The 20,011-nt window shown below is 53.1% G+C and carries 19 protein-coding genes, 1 tRNA gene and 1 pseudogene; 9 read left to right on the forward strand and 12 right to left on the reverse strand.

All coding sequences use genetic code 11. The features are described from left to right. Positions 1–46 precede the first annotated feature (46 nt). The 8 genes and pseudogenes from xerD to ACN28Q_RS16645 all read left to right on the forward strand — a co-directional run bounded on the left by xerD (position 47) and on the right by ACN28Q_RS16645 (position 7,649). Entirely contained in the window at positions 47–997 is a 951-nt protein-coding gene (gene xerD / locus ACN28Q_RS16610; RefSeq protein WP_183096689.1) for a site-specific tyrosine recombinase XerD, read from the forward strand. Between the two features lie 26 nt (positions 998–1,023). Next, positions 1,024–1,740, forward strand: coding sequence for a bifunctional protein-disulfide isomerase/oxidoreductase DsbC (gene dsbC, locus ACN28Q_RS16615; RefSeq protein ID WP_095847354.1), 717 nt, complete (start codon positions 1,024–1,026; stop codon positions 1,738–1,740). Between the two features lie 6 nt (positions 1,741–1,746). Next, positions 1,747–3,480, forward strand: a complete 1,734-nt coding sequence (gene recJ / locus ACN28Q_RS16620) for a single-stranded-DNA-specific exonuclease RecJ (protein WP_095847355.1) — start codon at positions 1,747–1,749, stop codon at positions 3,478–3,480. A gap of 391 nt (positions 3,481–3,871) precedes the next feature. After that, positions 3,872–4,970, forward strand: a protein-coding gene (gene prfB, locus ACN28Q_RS16625) for a peptide chain release factor 2 (protein ID WP_121525517.1) whose coding sequence is annotated in 2 segments (ribosomal slippage) — positions 3,872–3,946 and positions 3,948–4,970 — 1,098 coding nt in all. Because the reading frame shifts where the segments join, the coding sequence is not laid out codon by codon here. Between the two features lie 9 nt (positions 4,971–4,979). Continuing rightward, on the forward strand, positions 4,980–6,497 hold the full coding sequence (gene lysS / locus ACN28Q_RS16630) for a lysine--tRNA ligase (RefSeq protein ID WP_095847356.1): 1,518 nt from the start codon (positions 4,980–4,982) through the stop codon (positions 6,495–6,497). 165 nt (positions 6,498–6,662) lie between these two features. Further along, a tRNA-Gly gene (locus ACN28Q_RS16635) sits at positions 6,663–6,736 on the forward strand. A 440-nt stretch (positions 6,737–7,176) separates the two neighbouring features. Beyond that, positions 7,177–7,320, forward strand: a pseudogene (locus tag ACN28Q_RS16640) (STM2901 family protein); the annotation flags it as partial. Next, positions 7,311–7,649, forward strand: a complete 339-nt coding sequence (locus ACN28Q_RS16645) for a DUF1493 family protein (RefSeq protein WP_095847357.1) — start codon at positions 7,311–7,313, stop codon at positions 7,647–7,649. The pseudogene ACN28Q_RS16640 and the gene ACN28Q_RS16645, both read left to right, overlap by 10 nt. 55 nt (positions 7,650–7,704) lie before the next feature. Here ACN28Q_RS16645 and ACN28Q_RS16650 read toward each other — a convergent pair whose 3' ends face one another. Together ACN28Q_RS16650 and ACN28Q_RS16660 are read right to left on the reverse strand one after the other, a co-directional pair. After that, complete coding sequence (locus ACN28Q_RS16650; protein ID WP_230469465.1) at positions 7,705–8,172, reverse strand: NIPSNAP family protein; 468 nt, start codon at positions 8,170–8,172, stop codon at positions 7,705–7,707. A 452-nt stretch (positions 8,173–8,624) separates the two neighbouring features. Beyond that, entirely contained in the window at positions 8,625–9,401 is a 777-nt protein-coding gene (locus tag ACN28Q_RS16660; RefSeq protein WP_095847358.1) for an SDR family oxidoreductase, read from the reverse strand. 148 nt (positions 9,402–9,549) lie between these two features. Between ACN28Q_RS16660 and ACN28Q_RS16665 the strand changes: the two genes are divergently transcribed. Then, positions 9,550–10,443: a LysR family transcriptional regulator gene (locus tag ACN28Q_RS16665; protein WP_095847359.1), complete on the forward strand. Its 894-nt coding sequence runs from the start codon at positions 9,550–9,552 to the stop codon at positions 10,441–10,443. Positions 10,444–10,477: 34 nt separating this feature from the next. Here the strand turns inward: ACN28Q_RS16665 and ACN28Q_RS16670 are convergent, their stop codons facing one another. The 10 genes from ACN28Q_RS16670 to ACN28Q_RS16715 form a co-directional block, all read right to left on the reverse strand. Continuing rightward, the gene (locus ACN28Q_RS16670) at positions 10,478–11,467 is read right to left on the reverse strand and encodes an aldo/keto reductase (protein WP_095847360.1); all 990 of its coding nucleotides are present in this window, start codon (positions 11,465–11,467) and stop codon (positions 10,478–10,480) included. A gap of 26 nt (positions 11,468–11,493) precedes the next feature. Then, on the reverse strand, positions 11,494–12,345 hold the full coding sequence (locus tag ACN28Q_RS16675) for an aldo/keto reductase (protein ID WP_095847361.1): 852 nt from the start codon (positions 12,343–12,345) through the stop codon (positions 11,494–11,496). A gap of 201 nt (positions 12,346–12,546) precedes the next feature. Then, on the reverse strand, positions 12,547–13,077 hold the full coding sequence (locus tag ACN28Q_RS16680) for a glyoxalase superfamily protein (RefSeq protein ID WP_095847362.1): 531 nt from the start codon (positions 13,075–13,077) through the stop codon (positions 12,547–12,549). Between the two features lie 357 nt (positions 13,078–13,434). Next, positions 13,435–14,499: an alpha/beta hydrolase gene (locus ACN28Q_RS16685; protein ID WP_095847363.1), complete on the reverse strand. Its 1,065-nt coding sequence runs from the start codon at positions 14,497–14,499 to the stop codon at positions 13,435–13,437. A gap of 107 nt (positions 14,500–14,606) precedes the next feature. After that, positions 14,607–15,191: a flavodoxin gene (locus ACN28Q_RS16690; RefSeq protein ID WP_095847364.1), complete on the reverse strand. Its 585-nt coding sequence runs from the start codon at positions 15,189–15,191 to the stop codon at positions 14,607–14,609. 9 nt (positions 15,192–15,200) lie between these two features. Further along, entirely contained in the window at positions 15,201–15,962 is a 762-nt protein-coding gene (locus tag ACN28Q_RS16695) for a carboxymuconolactone decarboxylase family protein (RefSeq protein ID WP_095847365.1), read from the reverse strand. Further along, a complete protein-coding gene (locus ACN28Q_RS16700; protein ID WP_095847366.1) occupies positions 15,940–16,419 on the reverse strand; it encodes a (R)-mandelonitrile lyase in 480 nt (159 codons plus the stop codon). Before ACN28Q_RS16700 ends, ACN28Q_RS16695 begins: the two co-directional genes overlap by 23 nt. A 64-nt stretch (positions 16,420–16,483) precedes the next feature. Next, complete coding sequence (locus ACN28Q_RS16705) at positions 16,484–17,941, reverse strand: heavy metal sensor histidine kinase (protein WP_095847367.1); 1,458 nt, start codon at positions 17,939–17,941, stop codon at positions 16,484–16,486. Between the two features lie 14 nt (positions 17,942–17,955). Beyond that, complete coding sequence (locus tag ACN28Q_RS16710) at positions 17,956–18,636, reverse strand: heavy metal response regulator transcription factor (protein ID WP_095847368.1); 681 nt, start codon at positions 18,634–18,636, stop codon at positions 17,956–17,958. Between the two features lie 14 nt (positions 18,637–18,650). Continuing rightward, a complete protein-coding gene (locus tag ACN28Q_RS16715; protein WP_230469466.1) occupies positions 18,651–19,817 on the reverse strand; it encodes an aldo/keto reductase in 1,167 nt (388 codons plus the stop codon). Positions 19,818–20,011 lie beyond the last annotated feature (194 nt).

Raw genomic sequence — 20,011 nt, forward strand, 5'->3', positions numbered from 1 at the left:
CGTGGAATTGCAACGAGTGTACCATAAGGCATAATGCCGGGGTGTTATGGATACGAACCGAAGCCTGCGGGCGGCGTGGGTTCTAAGGGAGGTGAGCTTGCAACAGCAAGAAAGCGCGTTGATTGAGCAATTTCTGGATGCGTTGTGGCTTGAGCGCAATCTGGCGGAAAACACGCTGGCCTCTTACCGGTTGGATTTGCAGGCGCTGGCCGGTTGGCTGGCGCAGAATAACAGCAGTCTGCTTCGGGCGCAGGCGGTGGATTTGCAGGCTTTCCTCGCCGATCGCATTGAAGGCGGTTATAAGGCCACCAGCTCCGCGCGCCTGTTGAGCGCCATGCGGCGCCTGTTCCAATACCTTTACCGTGAAAAGCAGCGTGCTGACGATCCAACCGCGCAGTTGGCTTCGCCGAAGCTTCCCCAGCGGCTGCCGAAAGATCTGAGCGAAGCGCAGGTCGAGGCGCTGTTGCAAGCGCCCTGTATCGATCAGCCGCTGGAACTGCGCGATAAAGCCATGCTGGAGGTGTTATACGCCACCGGCCTGCGCGTATCCGAACTGGTGGGGTTAACTATCAGCGATGTCAGCCTGCGCCAGGGTGTGGTGCGCGTGATCGGCAAGGGCAATAAGGAACGGCTGGTGCCGCTGGGGGAAGAGGCGGTGTACTGGGTTGAGTATTATCTTGAGCACGGCCGCCCGTGGCTGGTGAACGGGCAGGCGCTGGACGTGATGTTCCCGAGCCAGCGCTGCCAGCAGATGACCCGGCAGACCTTCTGGCATCGCATCAAACACTATGCGATCCTTGCCGGCATTGACAGCGAACGCTTGTCGCCGCATGTGCTGCGCCACGCATTTGCGACGCACCTGCTGAACCACGGGGCGGATCTCCGTGTCGTACAGATGTTATTAGGGCATAGCGATCTCTCAACCACGCAAATTTATACGCATGTAGCGACTGAACGGCTGAAACAGCTACATCAACAGCATCACCCGCGTGCCTGATGCACGGGGTTTAAAAGGATTAAAGGATGAAAAAAGGTTTAATGCTGCTCTCTGCGCTGATGGCTTCGCTCATCGGCAGCGCCCACGCTGACGACGCGGCGATCCAAAAGGCGCTTGGCGGGCTGGGTATCCAGCAGGCAGACGTGCAGCCATCGCCGGTCGCCGGTTTGAAAACCGTGCTGACCGAAAGCGGCGTGCTGTACGTTTCTGAAGACGGCAAACACATTTTGCAGGGGCCGCTGTATGACGTGAGCGGCGGCGAACCCGTGAACGTGACCAACAAACTGCTGAGCGCCCGGCTGGACGCGTTGCAGGATCAGATGATCGTTTACAAAGCCCCGCAGGAAAAACAGGTGATCACCGTGTTTACCGACATCACCTGCGGCTATTGCCACAAACTGCACCAGCAGATGAAAGAATATAACGCGCAGGGGATTACCGTGCGCTATCTGGCGTTCCCGCGCCAGGGGCTGAACTCCGAGGCGGAAAAAAACATGCAGTCCATCTGGTGCACCGCCGACAAGGCCAAAGCCTTTGACGCCGCCATGAAGGGCGATGCCATCTCGCCGGCCACCTGTAAAACCGACATCAGCAAGCACTATGCGCTCGGCGTGCAGTTCGGTATCCAGGGCACTCCGGCGATCATTTTGCAAAACGGCATGATGATCCCGGGTTACCAGGGGCCAAAAGAGCTGGCCGCCATGCTGAATGCGCATCAGGCCGCCATGAAAACCGGTGGTTGATCGCCGGTGATAATCAAAACCCAATTACGCCGCCGTGAGGCGGTGGATGACAGCACGTTGCCCGCCAGCCTGCACCCGTTGCTGCGCCGCTTGTACGCGCTGCGCGGCGTGAAAGGTGAACAGGAACTGGAGCGCAGCGTTAAAGGCATGCTGCCGTGGCAGCAGTTGGACGGCATCGACGTTGCGATCGATCTGTTGCAACAGGCGCTGGCCGATCGCCGCCGCATTATGGTGGTGGGCGATTTTGACGCCGATGGCGCTACCAGCACGGCGCTGACAGTGCTGGCGCTGCGCAGCATGGGCGGCGGCGACGTTAACTACCTGGTGCCGAACCGTTTTGATGACGGCTACGGGCTAAGCCCGGAAGTGGTTGAACAGGCGCACGCACGCGGCGCCGAACTGATCGTCACCGTCGATAACGGCATTTCTTCCCATGCCGGGGTAGACGTGGCGCACGCCAAAGGGATGCAGGTGCTGGTGACCGATCACCACCTGCCGGGTGACACGCTGCCGGCGGCGGAGGCGATCATCAACCCGAACCTGCGCGGCTGCGCGTTCCCCTCGAAGGCGTTAGCCGGCGTTGGCGTGGCGTTTTATCTGATGCTGGCGCTGCGCACCCGGCTGCGCGACAGCGGCTGGTTTGAACAGCGCGGTTTGGCGATGCCGAACCTGGCAGATCTGCTCGATCTGGTGGCGCTGGGCACGGTGGCGGATGTGGTGCCGCTTGACGCCAATAACCGTATTCTGGTGTATCAGGGGCTGAACCGCATTCGCGCCGGCAAGTGCCGCCCCGGTATTCGGGCGCTGCTGGAAGTGGCGAACCGTGATGCGCGCCAACTGGTGGCAAGCGATTTGGGGTTTGCCCTTGGGCCGCGCCTGAATGCCGCCGGGCGGTTGGATGATATGTCGATCGGTGTGGCGCTGCTGTTAAGCGACGATATCGCACAAGCGAGGATGCTGGCCAACGATCTGGACGCGCTTAACCAGACGCGGCGCGAGATTGAGCAAGGTATGCAACTGGAAGCGCTGCAACTGTGCGATCAGCTGGAACGCAGCAGTACGGCGCTGCCTTACGGGCTGGCGATGTATCACCCGGAATGGCACCAGGGCGTGGTGGGGATTTTGGCTTCGCGCATTAAAGAGCGCTTCCACCGGCCGGTGATCGCGTTTGCCCCGGCGGGGGAAGGCATCCTGAAAGGCTCCGGGCGTTCGGTTGCCGGGCTGCACATGCGCGATGCGCTGGAGCGGCTGGATACGCTGCACCCGGGCCTGATGATGAAGTTCGGCGGCCACGCGATGGCGGCCGGGCTTTCGCTGGAAGCGGCGCGCTTTGACGAGTTCCGCCAGCGTTTTGGCGAACTGGTCGGGGAGTGGCTCGATCCGGCGCTGCTGGAAGGCGTTGTCTGGTCCGACGGCGAGCTGGGCCAGCAAGAGCTGACGCTGGAAATGGCCGAGCTGTTGCGCAGCGGCGGCCCGTGGGGGCAGGCCTTCCCCGAGCCAACGTTTGACGGCCGGTTCCGTATCCTGCAGCAGCGGCTGGTGGGCGAGAAGCACCTGAAGCTGATGGTGGAACCGCTGGGCGGCGGCCCTTTGCTCGACGGCATTGCTTTTAACATTGATACCAGCCAGTGGCCGGACAACAGTGTGCGCGAAGTGGAGCTGGCTTACCGGCTGGATGTCAATGAATTCCGCGGCAACCGCAATGTGCAACTGCTGATTCAGCACCTGTGGCCATACTGAACGTGGCCGCAGGTGCGTTGCGGCACGCCACCTCCGGCGCGGCAAGGCCATAAGAAGGGCGCCGCCCGGCGCCCTTGCCATCACCACGAAAAAAAACGCCCACTTGCGATACCCAACATAATTCAAGTTGCGGCAAACACACCTGCAACTTGCAGTATGACGGGTATATAAACTGGCGCCCAGATCCGCTAGAATTACCGGCTCTATGCCCAATATTTCAAATTGCAGGCAGGCGGCAAACGAAAGATAAATTTGCCGGGAGCAGTTTTGAACGCAGTTGGCGGCGGCCCGGTAGGGGCGAAGAATAAAGCCAATATGCCTGCAACTTGAAACATGATGGGGATATGGCATCCCGCCACCGACGACATCTAACGTAAGAACGTAAAAAACCATGTTTGAAATTAATCCGGTAAAAAACCGAATTCAGGACCTGTCTGAACGGACGGCCGTTCTTAGGGGGTATCTTTGACTACGATGCCAAGCAGGAACGCCTTGAAGAAGTAAACGCCGAGCTGGAACAGCCGGACGTTTGGAACGAACCTGAGCGCGCACAGGCGCTGGGGAAAGAACGTTCCTCGCTGGAAGCGATTGTTGAAACCATCGATAGCCTGACCCAAGGGGCAGAAGACGTCACCGGCCTGCTGGAGCTGGCGGTAGAGGCTGATGATGAAGAAACCTTCAACGAAGCCGCGGCCGAGTTGGACCAACTGATCGCGAACCTTGAGAAACTTGAGTTCCGCCGCATGTTTTCCGGCGAGTACGACAGCGCGGATTGCTACCTGGATATCCAGGCCGGCTCCGGCGGCACCGAAGCCCAGGACTGGGCCAGCATGCTGCTGCGCATGTACCTGCGCTGGGCGGAATCCAAGGGCTTTAAAACCGAAGTTATCGAAGAATCCGATGGCGAAGTCGCCGGCCTGAAATCCGCCACTATCAAGATTATGGGCGATTATGCGTTTGGTTGGTTGCGTACCGAAACCGGCGTTCACCGCTTGGTACGCAAAAGCCCGTTCGATTCCGGCGGCCGCCGCCACACCTCATTCAGTTCGGTGTTTGTTTACCCGGAAGTGGATGACGATATTGATATCGATATCAACCCGGCAGATCTGCGTATCGACGTTTACCGCGCTTCCGGCGCCGGTGGGCAGCACGTGAACAAAACCGAATCTGCGGTGCGTATTACCCACTTGCCAACCAATATCGTGGTGCAGTGTCAGAACGACCGTTCTCAGCATAAAAATAAGGATCAAGCCTTCAAACAGCTGCGTGCCAAGCTGTATGAGTTTGAGATGCAAAAGAAAAATGCTGATAAACAGGCGCTGGAAGACAACAAGTCCGATATCGGCTGGGGGAGCCAGATCCGCTCTTATGTGCTGGACGACTCCCGCATCAAGGATTTGCGTACCAACGTTGAAACGCGTAACACTCAGGCCGTACTTGATGGCGACCTGGATAAATTCATTGAGGCAAGTTTGAAAGCCGGGTTATGAGGAACGAAAATGTCTGAGCAACAACCACAAGGCGCCGAGCACGCGTCAGAACTGAATAACGAGCTGCAGGCTCGCCGGGAAAAACTGGCGCTGCTGCGCGAGAAGGGCATTGCGTTCCCGAACGATTTCCGCCGCGACAGCATTTCTGACAAGCTGCACGCCGAATACGACGGCAAAGACAACGAAGAGCTGGAAGCGCTGGGCATCGAAGTTACCGTTGCCGGCCGCATGATGACGCGCCGTATCATGGGCAAGGCATCGTTTGTTACCTTGCAGGACGTTGGCGGCCGTATTCAGCTTTACGTTGCGCGCGACGATCTGGCCGAAGGCATTTACAACGAACAGTTTAAAAAATGGGACTTAGGCGACATTCTGGGCGCCCGCGGCAAACTGTTTAAAACCAAAACCGGCGAGCTGTCTGTGCACTGCACGGAACTGCGCCTGTTGACCAAAGCGCTGCGCCCGCTGCCGGACAAATTCCACGGCCTGGCTGACCAGGAAACCCGCTATCGCCAGCGCTATCTGGATCTGATCGCTAACGACGAATCCCGCAACACGTTCAAAGTGCGTTCGCAAATCATGGCCGGCATCCGTAGCTTTATGGTCGGTCGCGGGTTTATGGAAGTAGAAACGCCGATGATGCAGGTGATCCCAGGCGGTGCGTCTGCACGTCCGTTCATCACTCACCACAATGCGCTGGATATCGATATGTATCTGCGTATTGCGCCGGAACTGTATCTGAAGCGCCTGGTGGTCGGCGGCTTTGAACGCGTATTCGAAATCAACCGTAACTTCCGCAATGAAGGCGTCTCCCCACGCCACAACCCAGAGTTCACCATGATGGAACTCTATATGGCATATGCGGATTACAAAGATCTGATCGAACTGACCGAAACCCTGTTCCGCACGCTGGCGCAAGACGTATTGGGCACGCCGCAGGTGCAGTATGGCGACGAGGTGTTCGACTTCAGCAAGCCATTTGAAAAGCTGACGATGAAAGAGGCGATTAAAAAGTATCGCCCGGAAACCGATCTGGCCGATCTGGACGACATGGCGAAAACCCTCGCCATTGCTGAATCTATCGGCATCAACGTCGAAAAAAGCTGGGGCCTGGGCCGCGTTGTCACCGAGATCTTCGAAGAAGTGGCGGAAAGCCATCTGATTCAGCCGACCTTTATTACCGAATATCCGGCGGAAGTTTCCCCGCTGGCGCGCCGTAATGACGTTAACCCGGAAATCACCGATCGCTTTGAATTCTTCATCGGCGGCCGTGAAATCGGCAACGGTTTCTCTGAGCTGAACGATGCGGAAGATCAGGCGCAGCGCTTTGCCGATCAGGTTGCGGCGAAGGATGCGGGCGATGACGAAGCGATGTTCTATGACGAAGATTACGTTACCGCGCTGGAGCACGGCCTGCCGCCAACCGCAGGGTTGGGCATCGGTATCGACCGTATGGTGATGCTGTTTACCAACAGCCACACCATCCGCGACGTGATTCTGTTCCCGGCGATGCGCCCAAGTAAGTAAGCGCAGCCTTTCGTCCTGGATAAAAACCGATATGGCTCGCCGTATCGGTTTTTTTATGTGCAGCCGAGCACTACGGTTTGCTAACTGCCTAAATTATCGGCAGTTAAGCGCTATCTCCGCTTGCCCGGCGCAGATAACCGGTTATAATGCCAAGCGCACACCCAAGCGGGCGTAGTTCAATGGTAGAACGAGAGCTTCCCAAGCTCTATACGAGGGTTCGATTCCCTTCGCCCGCTCCAAACAAACCTTCCTCAAGTTCCTATTAGTTACGTTGCCCTGCAAAGCAGTTACAACTTTAGCCATCCATTGTACTACGCCCATACCTGTCGTGTGATTGGTCTGTGGTACAGGGGGGCATATCATCATGCTGGCAGTCGTTCCATCGTTCATACTGCGACAGTCCAACATGAACAAAAGATGCCTTTACCAAGGCTTTAAATCTCTCCCAAACAGCGGCGCTTACGACGACCTTAGCGCGGGATAAACAGGCGATATGATGGGATTCCTAACCAGTCCGGGAAAGTGGCTGGCTCTACCCCGTTTCGTGTATACGATAATGCACTCCTGACTCACTGATCGTTACCGCTGAAAATCTGACGCTATGCCTAACGGTGCTGATCGATGGATGTACCCATCACGGCGCTTTATGGTTTTTATTGTCTAGATGCTGACCGCTTGAGTTAGAAATGTCGGCGCTTTTGTTGGCAGAGGTATACCTGTTGTGGGCTGGGTGATTCTGGCAACGGATGTATCAGAAATTAGCTATCGTACTGTAGTTAAGTACAACGCGATCGCCAGGGGGAATGATAAACTATGGCAATAGATAACATCGAGCAACGCATCTTTGAGTTGGTGAGAAAACATGATGGTATCTACCTGTTTAAAAAGCCAACACTGACCCATGAAACCGATCTTGACAGCGATCTCAATCTTGAGGATGACGAGGCGCTGGCGCTCATGGAAGAGTTTTTTTCAACGTTCAGTGTTGATAAGGGGAATTTTTCCATTAAAACCTATTACCCACCGGATCCACCGCTAAGTGTTGTCCTTAACCCATTTAAGAAAACGGAACCCGTCCCCGTCCCCGTTCCCGATTTTACTATCGGTATGCTGATTGAATCCGCCAAGGCTGGCCGCTGGCTTTACGATTAACAGGAGGAATAAACTGCAACCCTTCCTCCTAATCCCATGAGATTAAACCTACTTGTTATTTTATGGGGGAAAAGCTACTAGGAACAAGAATTCTACTTTCCTGTTTTTCTAACATAGGTAAGGCTAAAGGAATAAAATCTGTTAGCCACCTTTTATCCTGGTAAAGTTGCTGACGCTTTTTAACCCTTACATCTAGACTATCATATTCCCAAATGTGGATAACTTGATTTAGTTCTCCCGATTCTGTCTGCCAATAGCCAATAAGCTTTGAGTATTTGGATATTATAGGAAGCCCAACATCTTCAAATAATTTTATATAATTTGCCAACTTCCCTATCTTGACTGTATAAGTCCGCATTTCATAAAACATAAATAATGCCTTTATGTATTGAATAGTTCTACTAATATAGAACACCCGCAAGGGTTTTCCGTCAAGGTAAATTCCTTCATCCACCAGAAACGGGACGATTTGCGACGGCGGCAGGCTATGCATGGCAAAGATTTCTTCACCTTGAGGAATCAACAGCACCAGCGGTGGGAGACAACTATCCTGACAGAGGGGGGCGTTCCACGTTCTTACCGCGATAGCACAACAAGGAACAAAAAGCGTGCATCTGGCATAACTCCCAAAAACTTTCAGTGAAGCGTATTTGAGCTCGATGCCCCAAATGCCACATATCGAGACGACCGCGCAAGGATGGTAATTCCCCGAAAAAGCAGAGTGACAGTAATTTGCTTTTGAACGCTCTCAAAGATTTGTAACGTTCCTGCGGAACGCATGAATGAAAATCTATCGCCCACATCTTGTGCCATTATCAAACCAGGCGATCGATCTGCTTAATCAACTTAAGCCCATTACGGGGGCAACATCGCTGTTATTCCCTGCCCCCCGCCATCTTCACAAATAAATATACAGTTCTAAGCAGTCATAAGACTGAACGCTATATAACAAAATTGTCGGGGTTTTTGGGTTGGTTAAATTGGTTTTGAATTCAGATTTATCTCGTTAATAATGCACTCAGGTTCTTCACTGAGAGGCATATTGTCCATATCTAAAACCCCATCATTTTTTTGGGGATTATCAGTCCGCAGGTCTGCAAACAGCGGGGTAAGATCCTGCTGTGCTTTTCCTCGTACAGCCACCAGCTCAAACGTTTTATTTTTTGCTGCATCGTTGCTCAGCGCACTGACCAGAACCTGGGCGATTTGCTCTCTGGATACCACGCCGTCCTCCGGCGTTCCGGCATGGCGTCGATCGCCCTGAAGCATGACGATCCTGTGCTCATCATCATTGTTGTAATCAAACCAGCCCGGCCTGACGATGGTATAGGGATGACCACTAGCCCTGACCAGACGCTCGGCACGCCTTTTCCAGTCGTGAACCTCAGTGCGTTGATTCCATGTACTGAGCCGCTCAGTGACGCCAATCGTTGTCATTAAGGCTATGCGAATAGGCTTATCCTTGAACATTTTCAGGACATTACGCACACCGCCATAATCTATCACTCTGGCGCCAATACGCCCCTGGCCATCGGAACCGAGAGTAAAAATGACAGCATCAATATCTTTCGGTAAATCGGTGAGTGTTTCAGGCATTGAAACATCGCCGTAAAAAATATCAGCTCCACGAGGAAGTAATTTTACTTTGCGCCGATTTCTGACCAGGGCCACGGCTTGATGGCCCATTTCAATGGCGGTATTCATGACACGAAGACCAATGCTTCCTGTCGCCCCGGCAACGAGTATTTTCATGATAAACCTTCTGATAATTCAGACTTATTTTCGATACAGCCAGAATATCAATTATCATTATTGTCAGTAATGGGGCTAAAATGATTGTGTCTATGAACACCCTTCATAAGTGCTCTTTGGAGGGAATGCTTCAATAAGGAAATCGCCAATGCTCAAAGAAAACTTCAACGAACTCCAAATCTTTCTTGTGGTAGCAAGGGAGCGAAGTTTTACCAAAGCTGCTGGCAAACTCGGTGTTTCTCAGTCAGCACTTAGCCATGCAATGAAAGCACTGGAGGAAAGACTAAACATCCGCCTTTTGACTCGAACCACCCGAAGTGTTGCACCCACAGAAGCAGGCGAGAGAATTATTGCCTGCCTTGAACCTCGGATAGCCGATCTTGAGCAGGAGCTGGAATCGCTGGTTCAACTGAATGGCACAGCCTCCGGTAATATCCGTTTATCTGCCGGGGAGCATGCCGCGCGAAGCCTGGTGTGGCCGAAGCTAAAACCCTTCCTCAGGGAATATCCGGAAATTAATCTCGAACTGGTGGTAGATAACGGCTTTGTCGATATTGTTGAGGGGCGTTTTGATGCTGGGATCCGCCTGGGCGAAAGCGTTAATAAGGACATGATTGCGGTAAGAATTGGCCCGGACATGAGAATGGCCGTAGTGGGGGCACCATCTTACTTCGCTGCAAATCCTGCACCTGAAACGCCGCACGAACTACAAAATCATCGGTGTATCAATATGCGCCTGCCGACTGCCGGTGGTCTTTATCACTGGGAGTTCGAGAGGGAAGGGAAACCGTTGCGGGTCAGAGTGGAAGGGCAGGTAACGTTTAATCTGCAGGCGGAAAGGATTGATGCGGCGTTATCCGGTTTTGGCATCGCCTGTATACCTGAAGACAGGGTTCAGGATTATATAAAGTCAGGAGAGCTTATTCAGGTTCTGCAGGATTGGTGTCCGTCTTTTCCCGGATATTATCTTTACTACCCGAGCCGTAAGCAGCATCCGCCCGCTTTTGCGCTGATGATCGATGCACTTCGCTACGTTGAATAACGGGTCCGTTATCCGCTGCGGACCCGTGCGGGAATTAACGGCCTACGCGAGCCTGATGCTCAGGAGAGTAACGTTCGCCGACGATTTTAATCGTTTCAAGCGCCTGGGTTATCTGCCGTGAGTCATTCTGCGAAAGAATGATGTCGGCAGCCCCCAGATTTTCTTCCAGCCGGTGCAGTTTCGTGGTTCCAGGGATAGGAACAATCCACGGCTTTTGTGCCAGCAGCCATGCCAGCGCGATTTGAGCAGACGTTACACCTTTTGCGGCTGCCAGTTCACCTAATAGAGATACCAGCTTTTCATTGGCTTCAATCGCTTGTGCGGCGAAACGCGGCACCGTGCTGCGGTAATCATCCTTCCCAAAAGTGGTTCCTGGCTTAATCGTTCCCGTCAGGAAGCCTTTGCCTAATGGGCTGAAGGGCACGAAACCAATGCCCAGTTCCTCCAGTAACGGCAGGATCTCCTGCTCAGGCTCGCGCCACCACATTGAGTATTCGCTTTGCAGGGCAGTGACAGGTTGTACGGCATGCGCACGACGAATGGTTTGCGCACCCGCTTCGGACAGACCGAAATGTTTAACTTTGCCTTCAGCTATCAGGTCTTTTACAGTACCCGCAACATCTTCAATCGGGACATCCGGGTCGACACGGTGTTGATATAGCAGGTCAATGGCATCAGTCTTAAGACGGCGTAATGATCCTTCCACAGCTTCACGGATATGCTCCGGACGGCTGTTTAAAATCTGCTGCTTGTCGTCGTCGCCAAAAGTAAAACCAAATTTGGTGGCGATAACCACGCGGTTGCGAAAGGGCTTTAAGGCTTCGCCGACAACTTCTTCATTCAGAAATGGACCATATACTTCGGCGGTATCGAAGAACGTGACACCACGTTCAACCGCTGTGCGAATGAGCTCGATAGCCTGGTGGGTATCTGTCGCTGGGCCGTAGCCGTGGCTGAGCCCCATGCAACCGAATCCAAGAGCTGACACTTCGAGTCGGGATTTACCCAGATAACGTTTTTGCATTGAATGAATACCTCTTTTATTGCGACTTAAACATCAAGTTTGCGGCCAGTCAGCCATTCCACCATCGCCGGGTCGCGGTGAGAGAAGAAGGCGCTGGTTGCGGTATCGAGCGCGGCAATTTGCAGCATATCTTCAGCGCTGAGTTCAAAATCGAGGATGTTAATGTTCTCTTCCATACGTTCTTTTCGCACCGATTTAGCCAGTGAAACGATACCTCGCTGGAAGATCCATCGCAGTACAACCTGTCCCACGCTCTTGCCGTATTTCTGACCAATCGTCGTTAGAACAGGATGCTGGAACAGGCCATTTTTACCTTCGGCAAACGGAGCCCAGGCTTCCGGCTGAATACTACGGCTTTGCATCCATGGAACGGCATGCAGTTGCTGGTTGAAGGGGTTAACTTCAATCTGGTTTACTGCAGGGGCAACTTTGTTAAAGGCAATAAGATCGGCCAGTCTGTCAGGATGGAAATTGCTGACGCCAATGGCGCGAATTTTTCCTGCCTGATGCAGTTCTTCCATGGCACGCCAGGCCCCATGGACATCACCGTAAGGCTGGTGAATCAGGTACAGGTCAACGTAATCAAGTTGCAGTCGATTCAGGGAGCGTTCGAACTGTGCTTTAGCGCCTTCGTAATTGGTATCCTGTAGCCAAAGTTTGGTCGTTACAAAGAGTTCGTTACGCGCTATACCGCTTTGTTTCAGAGCGTTCCCGACCTGGGTTTCATTCTGGTAAGACGCAGCGGTATCGATCAGGCGGTATCCCGTATCGATGGCATCAATAACGGCTCTTTCGCATTCTGCAGAATCCGTCATCTGGAAGACACCAAAGCCCAGCAGGGGCATTTCAATACCGTTGTTTAGTTTTACAGTTTGCATGACGTTATCCTTCAGCTGTTGTGTTGGAAAAGCATAACGCAAACTGATTTATTCGATTAGATGGGGTAATTAGCTAGGGTTTATTAGATGTGTTCATTAATTTAGAGGGGGGATGGTCGGCTTTGTGCCAAGAAGCGGACATTGCGTACGCATAAAAAAAGGGGTACTGCCTATGGCAATCCCCCCTATCGAGAATAATAATCAGCTTTGACAGAACCGGAGCCGGTTCCCAAATGGATCGAAAACTTCCAGAATATCTCCCCAGTCCTGCTTCACAATTTCCGGGTGGCCATAGCCATATTTTTTTTCGTGTAGCTGGTCTCTGAACAACTCAATATTCTGCATAGGGATAAATATCGTTGCTCCCGGACTAGCGTCACCATGGTGTTCAGAGAGGTGCAACTGCAGACCCTCTCGTGCAATGCCCAGATACAAAGGTAAGCTGGGCTCGAACCGGTGTTCAAATTCAACGCTGAATGACAGAAATTCGAGATAGAACTCTCGCGCTTTGCGCTCATCAAACATTCGTAAAATGGGTATAGACTTGATGAGATGTATTTGAGGCTGAGGAACTTGTGGGGTCAACGCAGCCGATGCCGTGTTCCAGTCCCTGTAGCCTAACTGGTGTGAAACAGTTTCGAGTGCGACGGAATAAGAAATTTTATGACCATGCATTTGGAGAGAGTTTTTTAACTTCGCAGCCATTTGCTTGGCTTGCTCAATTGATAACATAATTTCTCCTGTCGTCAGGAAACAATGGTGCCCGCATTACCAAATCCCGACCGTCAAGAGGGGTTAAATCAATGAGGTTGAGGACGAACATGCTTTCACCTTTTCCATACAGGAAGCGAGCGGCAGGCAGCACGGGCCTTAAATGAGAATATACAGGCCCGGCAAATAGAACAAGTGTTCAGGTCCGGATGGGTACATTCTCAGCGTACACGATTCTGCGGCTGCCAAATCTCAAACACAATTAGCCCAGTTTCTGCTTCTCGCTCAAAGCAGACCGTCACGTTCCCATTTTATTTTTTTGATAAAACTGATGTTTGTATTGAGCCTTCATTGATGAAGACTCAATACTAGCTCTTCCTATTGCAGATCCTTTTCTTTCAGGAATTTACTCACCAAATCAGCAATCTGCACATTGTTGAGGTCAGAGAACGGGAAGTGGGTATTACCTTTGATCCCTATCTCGGGCAAATGCGTCACCGTCACATCTCCGCCATGCTTGTTCACCACGTCACGCCACTCACGAGCCATCGCCAGACGTACGCGCCAGCTGTCCTGCGCAGGCATAGCTACAGGTTTATCCGGTATGTTATCGCCATAAATAATCAGAACCGGGATTTTGGTCAGCGCCATAAACTGCTCCATTGGCACAGGCTCACCCTTCAGCGTATCAAACGCGCTTGGCATAGGGGCAGGGAGTTCTTTCTCCGGGAAGACAAAGCTGCTGCCAGGCTCAAAGGCGACAATGGCTTTAACCTTGTCGTTTTTCATCGCCGTATACCAGCCTGGTCCGCCACCCTGAGAGTGGGTGAAGAGGATCGCCGGGCCGGATTTATCCACTACTGCGGACATCGCATCAGAGATAACATTGATATCAAACGGCCCGGTATTTGGGGTCATCTGACGGAAATACTGATTCAACGCTTCTTTGTCGTGAGAGAACTGAACGCCTTTAAAATACTCTGGCCACACGCCAACGCGGAACTGGTTGAACCACATCTGTTCATCCGGTTTAGGTGTAACAGTACCTTCTACAGTCGTGCGCCCGGCGCTGCCCCTACGTGGCTGATCGACAAGATAGGTTGAGAACCCGCGACGCAGGAAAATGTTCTGAAAACCTTCACGACCATCCGGGGTGCTTTCCCAGGTACGGGAGAACTGACCTGCGCCATGCAGCATGACGATAGGGTATTTATGCGGATTCTCCGGGATTTGGTAGAACACAGACGCATGATCGCCATGGTAGGTTTGGCCGGCAGAATCCAGCGGCTTTTTCGCGTCAAATGTTCCAGGCGCGGTGATGATAGTGCCACCAGCAGAAAAGCTTCCCTGTTCCTGAATGACCAGCGGCTCGGCGTATACCGACTGAGCCACCAGGCCACCCGCCATTACGCAGATGGCCAGCGTTTTTAAGATTGTCTTCAAGATTACATCCTCTGTTATGTTTGCCGTTCAATCATATCTGAGTTGTCAACGTTAATTATTTAGCACCCCTGATTGCCCTTATTTGGCAGACTCATGAATGCGGACGATTAACTGCGTATTGTCTCTAACCAACTGGTGACCGTTTCAGTTGTTCTTCGCTCCTGGTCGCATTCAATAACCAGCGGTTTTTCCCGACGCGCAGTTGGGGCGAGACTGGTAAGGATGTCGTCGCTGTCTCCTTTACCGTAGCCACCGTGAGTAATGAAGGGGATGAGTAATTTGCCCGCAAGGTTGTGGCTGCTGAGAAATGCTTGCACTACAGGCGGCACGCTGGTCCCCCAGATCGGAAAGCCTAAATACACGGTCTCGTAGCGTGAGATATCTGCGACGCTATTTTTCAATGCGGGTTTTACTCCCCGCTCACGCTCATTTTTCGCCTGTTCAACGGTCTGAAAATAGTCTTTTGGATAAGGCGTAGCTGGTTCGATTTCAAACAGATCGGTATTCAGGCTGCGGTGAATGACGCCCGCAATGACTCGTGTATTTCCGCTGCGGGAAAAGTACGCCACCAAAACACGGCTTTTACCCTGCACGTTTGCGGTTCCGGTCGCAGCTGATGCCAAAGAAACGTTCGCCAGCGTGAGCCCGGCAAGTGCGGTGATTAACATTCTGCGGTTGGGATCATGCTCCATAACCCACTCCTAATTGTTTGCGAGCGCCTGCTGCAGCGCCTTTTCAGCTCGCGTTGCTGCATCATTTTCGCCATGTTCACGCAGAACCTGTGCCAGCTGGCGCAGCTGCGCTGCCGTCAGGCCGACCCGCATGCTTGCTCGTGTATGCGACAGCAGTTGGGCTTCAACGCCTGGTGTGGCCGCTAACGCGCCAACCGTTGCCAGCTCACGGCTTTGCCAGTCGAGGTTATCACGGGCGAAAATGTCCCCGAACAGATGCGTTTGCAGGAATTGGTTAATGACCGGGGCAAAATCAAACAGCGGACCCTGGACGGCAGCGCCTGAGATTTTCGTCTGGTTTGCGGTACCGACACGGCGAAGCTCATCCCCGACTGGGATGGTGGCGACCGGTTCTTTGCCCTCAACGTCGTCGATGCCACGTTGTTTACGTGCTTCGACGACCTTCATCAGTTCACTAAGCGCATTCAGGCTACGGGGGAAGCCCGTATAGGCATAAAGCTGGACGAGAATCTCTTTGGTTTCGTTTATCGTGAATCCTGCGTCAAGACCCTGATTCAGGGCTGCATTCAGCTTATCCATCTGACTGCTGGCCATCGATGCCGCAATCAACGGGATGGCCTGTTGGCTGGCTGACAGCGTATCTGAAACCGTTTGTTCGTGGTTCATTTCTGAGGCTCCTTTATTGACGGGCGCAGCATGTGCCGCGAGACCAAAACCAAAGGTCAGCAGTACCGCTGCCGCTAATGCTTTAATGGGCGTGGTATTGTTCATCTTTCACTTTCTCCATCCAGTTAACGCTTTTGCCATCCACAATCCCGGTTATCGCCAGATGCGTCATCGCGCTGCCGGGTGCCGCCCCGTGCCAGTGTTTGACGCCCGCCGGGCAAGAGACAACGTCACCGGCGCGGATAACCTGCACCGGCTGGCCTTCTTGTTGGGTGAGCCCAACACCCGAGGTCACAATCAGCCGCTGACCTGCCGGATGCGTATGCCAGGCGGAACGGGCACCAGGCTCAAAAGTGACATAAGCCCCGGAAACATGAATGTCGTTATCTGGTTTGAAGAGAGGATCAACCCTGACGCGACCGGTAAAGTTCTCGGCTGGCCCGTACACCGCGTTCTGACTTCCTGCGGGGGCGATATGGACAGCGGGATTTTGCTCCGCTGCCCAGGATGAAAATGTGAAGAGTGGCAGTAACAGCCCGAGGTAACGTAAATGTCCGATCATGCAAAGCGTCCTTATCAATGAAGAGGGAATTGCCTGCCATGATTTTATCGAGAGGGTGATGACGTCAGGCTGACGCCCCCCTGACAATTCTGTCAGTTAACCCTAGTCCCGGCTCAGTGCCTGATTGAGCATTGCCCGCCGCTTTATCCGCTTGCATCGCAAACGTGAGGCCAAATGTATTGATGCCACCTTCACTACGGGCAAAGACATCTCCCCGGTGCATAATGGCGACGGCACGCACGATCGATAGGCCCAGCCCATGATGGGTATCACTCCTGGCTCGGGAGGTGTCAACGCGATAGAACCGCTCGAAAAGCCGGTGTAAGTGCTCTGGTGCTATCGGATCGCCCGGGTTTGAAACTTCAACACAGGCTTGATGACCGGTTTCGCTTAACCGCACCGTAACCGTGCTGTTGGATGGTGAGTGTCTTGCGCTATTTTCCAGTAAATTAGCCAGTGAGCGGTGGAACAGTCGTCGGTCGATGTGCGCGGTGACGTCGCCCTGAACATCCAGAGAGAGCTGTTTTTCAGCAAAAGAGGGTTCTACATACTCCGCTGTTTTCAGGGTTTCTTCCCGCAGGGACACCTGGGTAAGCTGGGAAGCATGCTCACCCGCGTGAGCATGGGACAGGAACAGCATGTCATTAACTATCGAGGTCATGCGTTCAAGTTCTTCCAGATTGGAACCCAGTAACTCTTCCAGTTCATCATGCGAGCGTCGGCGCGAGAGCCCCAGCTGCGTCTGGCCGATCAGATTAGTCAGCGGAGTCCGGAGTTCATGCGCAACATCGGCATTAAAGCTTTCGAGCTGCCTCCAGGCGACCTCTTGCCGTTCCAGCACGCCATTAAAAGATGATGCTAACTGCTGTAATTCGTCAGGTAATGCTTCGGTATTCAGGCGCTGACCATGGTCCCCGGGAGCGAGTTGCCGGGCCTGTTTACTGAGCGCCCCAACGGGACGAAGACCGATCCTTGAAACGACGTATCCCAATAAGGCGACAATCACGACGCCCAGCGCGGTAATGATCAGCAATGTACGTGTGAAGGCATCGAGTGTTCCCATGTACGGTGTGGAGTCGATAGCAACCACATAGCGCAACTCAGGTCGCTCCCCGTTGGCGGGGATGGTTTTCACTAACAGGAACAGTGAGCATGCGCCTTCTGATGCGCCGGGTACTTTATTAAAACCTTCCTGTAGAGAAGACCACTGAACACCCACCGGTGGTGTTCCGCCCACGCTAAAACGTGGGTTATCGCTCACAATCCAGTAGCGAACGCGTTCACCTTCAGAATTGGTTAAGACAGTGAATTTATTGGCCAGCGTAGACCAGCCGTCAGCCGAGGTTCGTGCGGTGATCCACGGACTCATTAATGATTCCCGGAACAACAGCTCGTTGTGCATCTGCTTTTGCAAAGAGTCATGCAAGGAGCTTCTGAGCAGGATACCGATAACGGACACAATCAGCAGCGCGGATAAGGCAAACATCAGCGCCAGGTGAACGGAGATGGAACGCTTAAGCATGCTTATCCCCTTCATTATTCTGACCGGACTTCGAGGACATAGCCCATGCCACGAACGGTATGCAGCAGTTTGATATCGAACGGGGCATCCACTTTGGCCCGCAGACGTTTAATGGCCACTTCAACCACGTTGGCATCGCTGTCAAAATTCATGTCCCATATCTGCTCCGCAATCATCATCTTTGACAGAATCTCCCCCTGATGCCGGGCCAAAAGGCTCAACAGGGAAAACTCTTTTGCGGTCAGTTCCAGCCTCGTTCCGGCGCGAAATACCCGGCGAGCCAGTAAGTCGAGGTGCAGATCGTGAATTTGCAGTTGGGTGATGTCTGCGCCATCCGTAGAGCGGCGACGCACCAGTGCCTGAATACGCGCCACCAGCTCAATAAGGGAAAAGGGCTTGGGGAGATAATCATCTGCGCCAAGACGAAGCCCTTTAACGCGCTCGTCGACCGATCCCCGTGCGGATAACATCAGCACAGGGGTCTGTTTACTGGCTCGCATGCCCTCGAGCACCCGGTAGCCATCCATCCCCGGCAGCATCACATCAAGGATTATTGCGTCGTAGTCGAACTCCAGCGCGTAATGAAGACCTTCAGCGCCGTCTGCAGAGACATCTACCGTAAATCCGGATTCACCTAATGCACGGCTGAGATAGGTTGACGTTTTTTCTTCATCTTCGACTAACAACAGGCGCATAACGAGACTTCCTCTTAACTTTTCATCGGTGCTTCAACATCTGAATAAACCTGTACGGCATCCGGCAGTCGTTGGCCCTGGATGGTGATAGCATCCAGGGCACGGGTAAGCTCGGCCATCTCGGCGGGAGGCAGCGAGACACCTGTAGAAGCAGTGTTTTGCAGCATATGGTCTTTATTTGTGGTGCCCGGGATGGGAACAATCCAGGGTTTACTAGCCAGGAGCCATGCCAGCGCAATCTGCCCCGGTGCGGCATTTTTTCTTATTGCCCAGGATTTCAGTAGTTCAACCAGCTGTAAGTTGTGTGGCAGGTTTTCAGGCGAGAAGCGCGTTTCTGTCGCGCGGAAATCACCGGTAGCGAACCGGGTATTCTCATCAATCCAGCCTGTTAAAAACTGCACGCCGAGTGGGCTCCATGGTACAAAGCCAATGCCCAGCTCTTCGCACACCGGAAGGACCTGTTTTTCAGGGCCGCGCCAGAGCATGGAGTATTCACTTTGTACGGCGGTAACGGGTAATGCTGCATGGGCGCGTCTCAACGTATTGATGCCCATTTCAGACAGGCCCCAGTGCAGGACTTTCCCTTGATCCATTAAATCTTTCACCACACCGGCGACATCTTCGATCGGGATCTGCGGATCAACCCGGTGCTGATACAGTAAATCGATACGATCGGTACGCAGGCGTTTGAGCATGTTTTCGACGACCTGCCTGATATGCTCCGGTCTGCTGTTAAGGCCCGGCAGGCGTTTGCCTGTCTGCTGATCAATGTTCCAGCCAAACTTGGTGGCGATAACGATTTTGTCCCTGAACGGGGCGACTCCTTCCCCGAAAATTTTTTCGACTTCAAACGGGCCGTAGGCTTCAGCAGCGTCGAAGAACGTTACCCCTTCATCAAATGCCCGGTGGATAACATTGATCATCTCGGGACGCCAGGGAACGGACGTGTCGTATTTGCGACTCATGTTCTGAACGCCCAAGCCTAAGACTGAGACTTCCAACTTCCCGAGTTGACGTTTGCCTGGTGCAGCAGGATGCTGGCTATTTTGTCTCGATGAATCGGCCAGGGAGGATTTCCCTGCCGCCGTTGCGTGGGGAATCAGCGAGGCGGCGGCGATACCGGCTCCGGCTACTAATAGCTTACGTCGTTCGGGCATTGCAGGTTTGTTTTGACTTTCCACTAGTCACTCCTTTTCTCAGAAAATTGAACATGAGCCTCATTTAACCAAGACCATTCTGCCCCTTGATTGCCAACATAAAGCTGACGGTTACCTGACAGCGTTGTCAGAAACACTTACCCATCCCAGTCCGCTTCCTGACAAAAATGTTATTTCCCCGTCACGATGCTGACAGCCATCTCTCACTAACCTGTGCC

The organism is Gibbsiella quercinecans, assembly GCF_002291425.1.
Classification (GTDB): Bacteria; Pseudomonadota; Gammaproteobacteria; order Enterobacterales; family Enterobacteriaceae; genus Gibbsiella; species Gibbsiella quercinecans.

What these genes read in the sequence shown, in the direction of transcription:
- xerD (WP_183096689.1), top strand. Translation starts at nt 47, where the DNA reads ATGGATACGAACCGAAGCCTGCGGGCGGCGTGGGTTCTAAGGGAGGTG.
- dsbC (WP_095847354.1), top strand. Translation starts at nt 1,024, where the DNA reads ATGAAAAAAGGTTTAATGCTGCTCTCTGCGCTGATGGCTTCGCTCATC.
- lysS (WP_095847356.1), top strand. Translation starts at nt 4,980, where the DNA reads ATGTCTGAGCAACAACCACAAGGCGCCGAGCACGCGTCAGAACTGAAT.
- ACN28Q_RS16645 (WP_095847357.1), top strand. Translation starts at nt 7,311, where the DNA reads ATGGCAATAGATAACATCGAGCAACGCATCTTTGAGTTGGTGAGAAAA.
- ACN28Q_RS16660 (WP_095847358.1), bottom strand. Translation starts at nt 9,401, where the DNA reads ATGAAAATACTCGTTGCCGGGGCGACAGGAAGCATTGGTCTTCGTGTC.
- ACN28Q_RS16665 (WP_095847359.1), top strand. Translation starts at nt 9,550, where the DNA reads ATGCTCAAAGAAAACTTCAACGAACTCCAAATCTTTCTTGTGGTAGCA.
- ACN28Q_RS16670 (WP_095847360.1), bottom strand. Translation starts at nt 11,467, where the DNA reads ATGCAAAAACGTTATCTGGGTAAATCCCGACTCGAAGTGTCAGCTCTT.
- ACN28Q_RS16675 (WP_095847361.1), bottom strand. Translation starts at nt 12,345, where the DNA reads ATGCAAACTGTAAAACTAAACAACGGTATTGAAATGCCCCTGCTGGGC.
- ACN28Q_RS16680 (WP_095847362.1), bottom strand. Translation starts at nt 13,077, where the DNA reads ATGTTATCAATTGAGCAAGCCAAGCAAATGGCTGCGAAGTTAAAAAAC.
- ACN28Q_RS16690 (WP_095847364.1), bottom strand. Translation starts at nt 15,191, where the DNA reads ATGGAGCATGATCCCAACCGCAGAATGTTAATCACCGCACTTGCCGGG.
- ACN28Q_RS16695 (WP_095847365.1), bottom strand. Translation starts at nt 15,962, where the DNA reads ATGAACAATACCACGCCCATTAAAGCATTAGCGGCAGCGGTACTGCTG.
- ACN28Q_RS16700 (WP_095847366.1), bottom strand. Translation starts at nt 16,419, where the DNA reads ATGATCGGACATTTACGTTACCTCGGGCTGTTACTGCCACTCTTCACA.
- ACN28Q_RS16705 (WP_095847367.1), bottom strand. Translation starts at nt 17,941, where the DNA reads ATGCTTAAGCGTTCCATCTCCGTTCACCTGGCGCTGATGTTTGCCTTA.
- ACN28Q_RS16710 (WP_095847368.1), bottom strand. Translation starts at nt 18,636, where the DNA reads ATGCGCCTGTTGTTAGTCGAAGATGAAGAAAAAACGTCAACCTATCTC.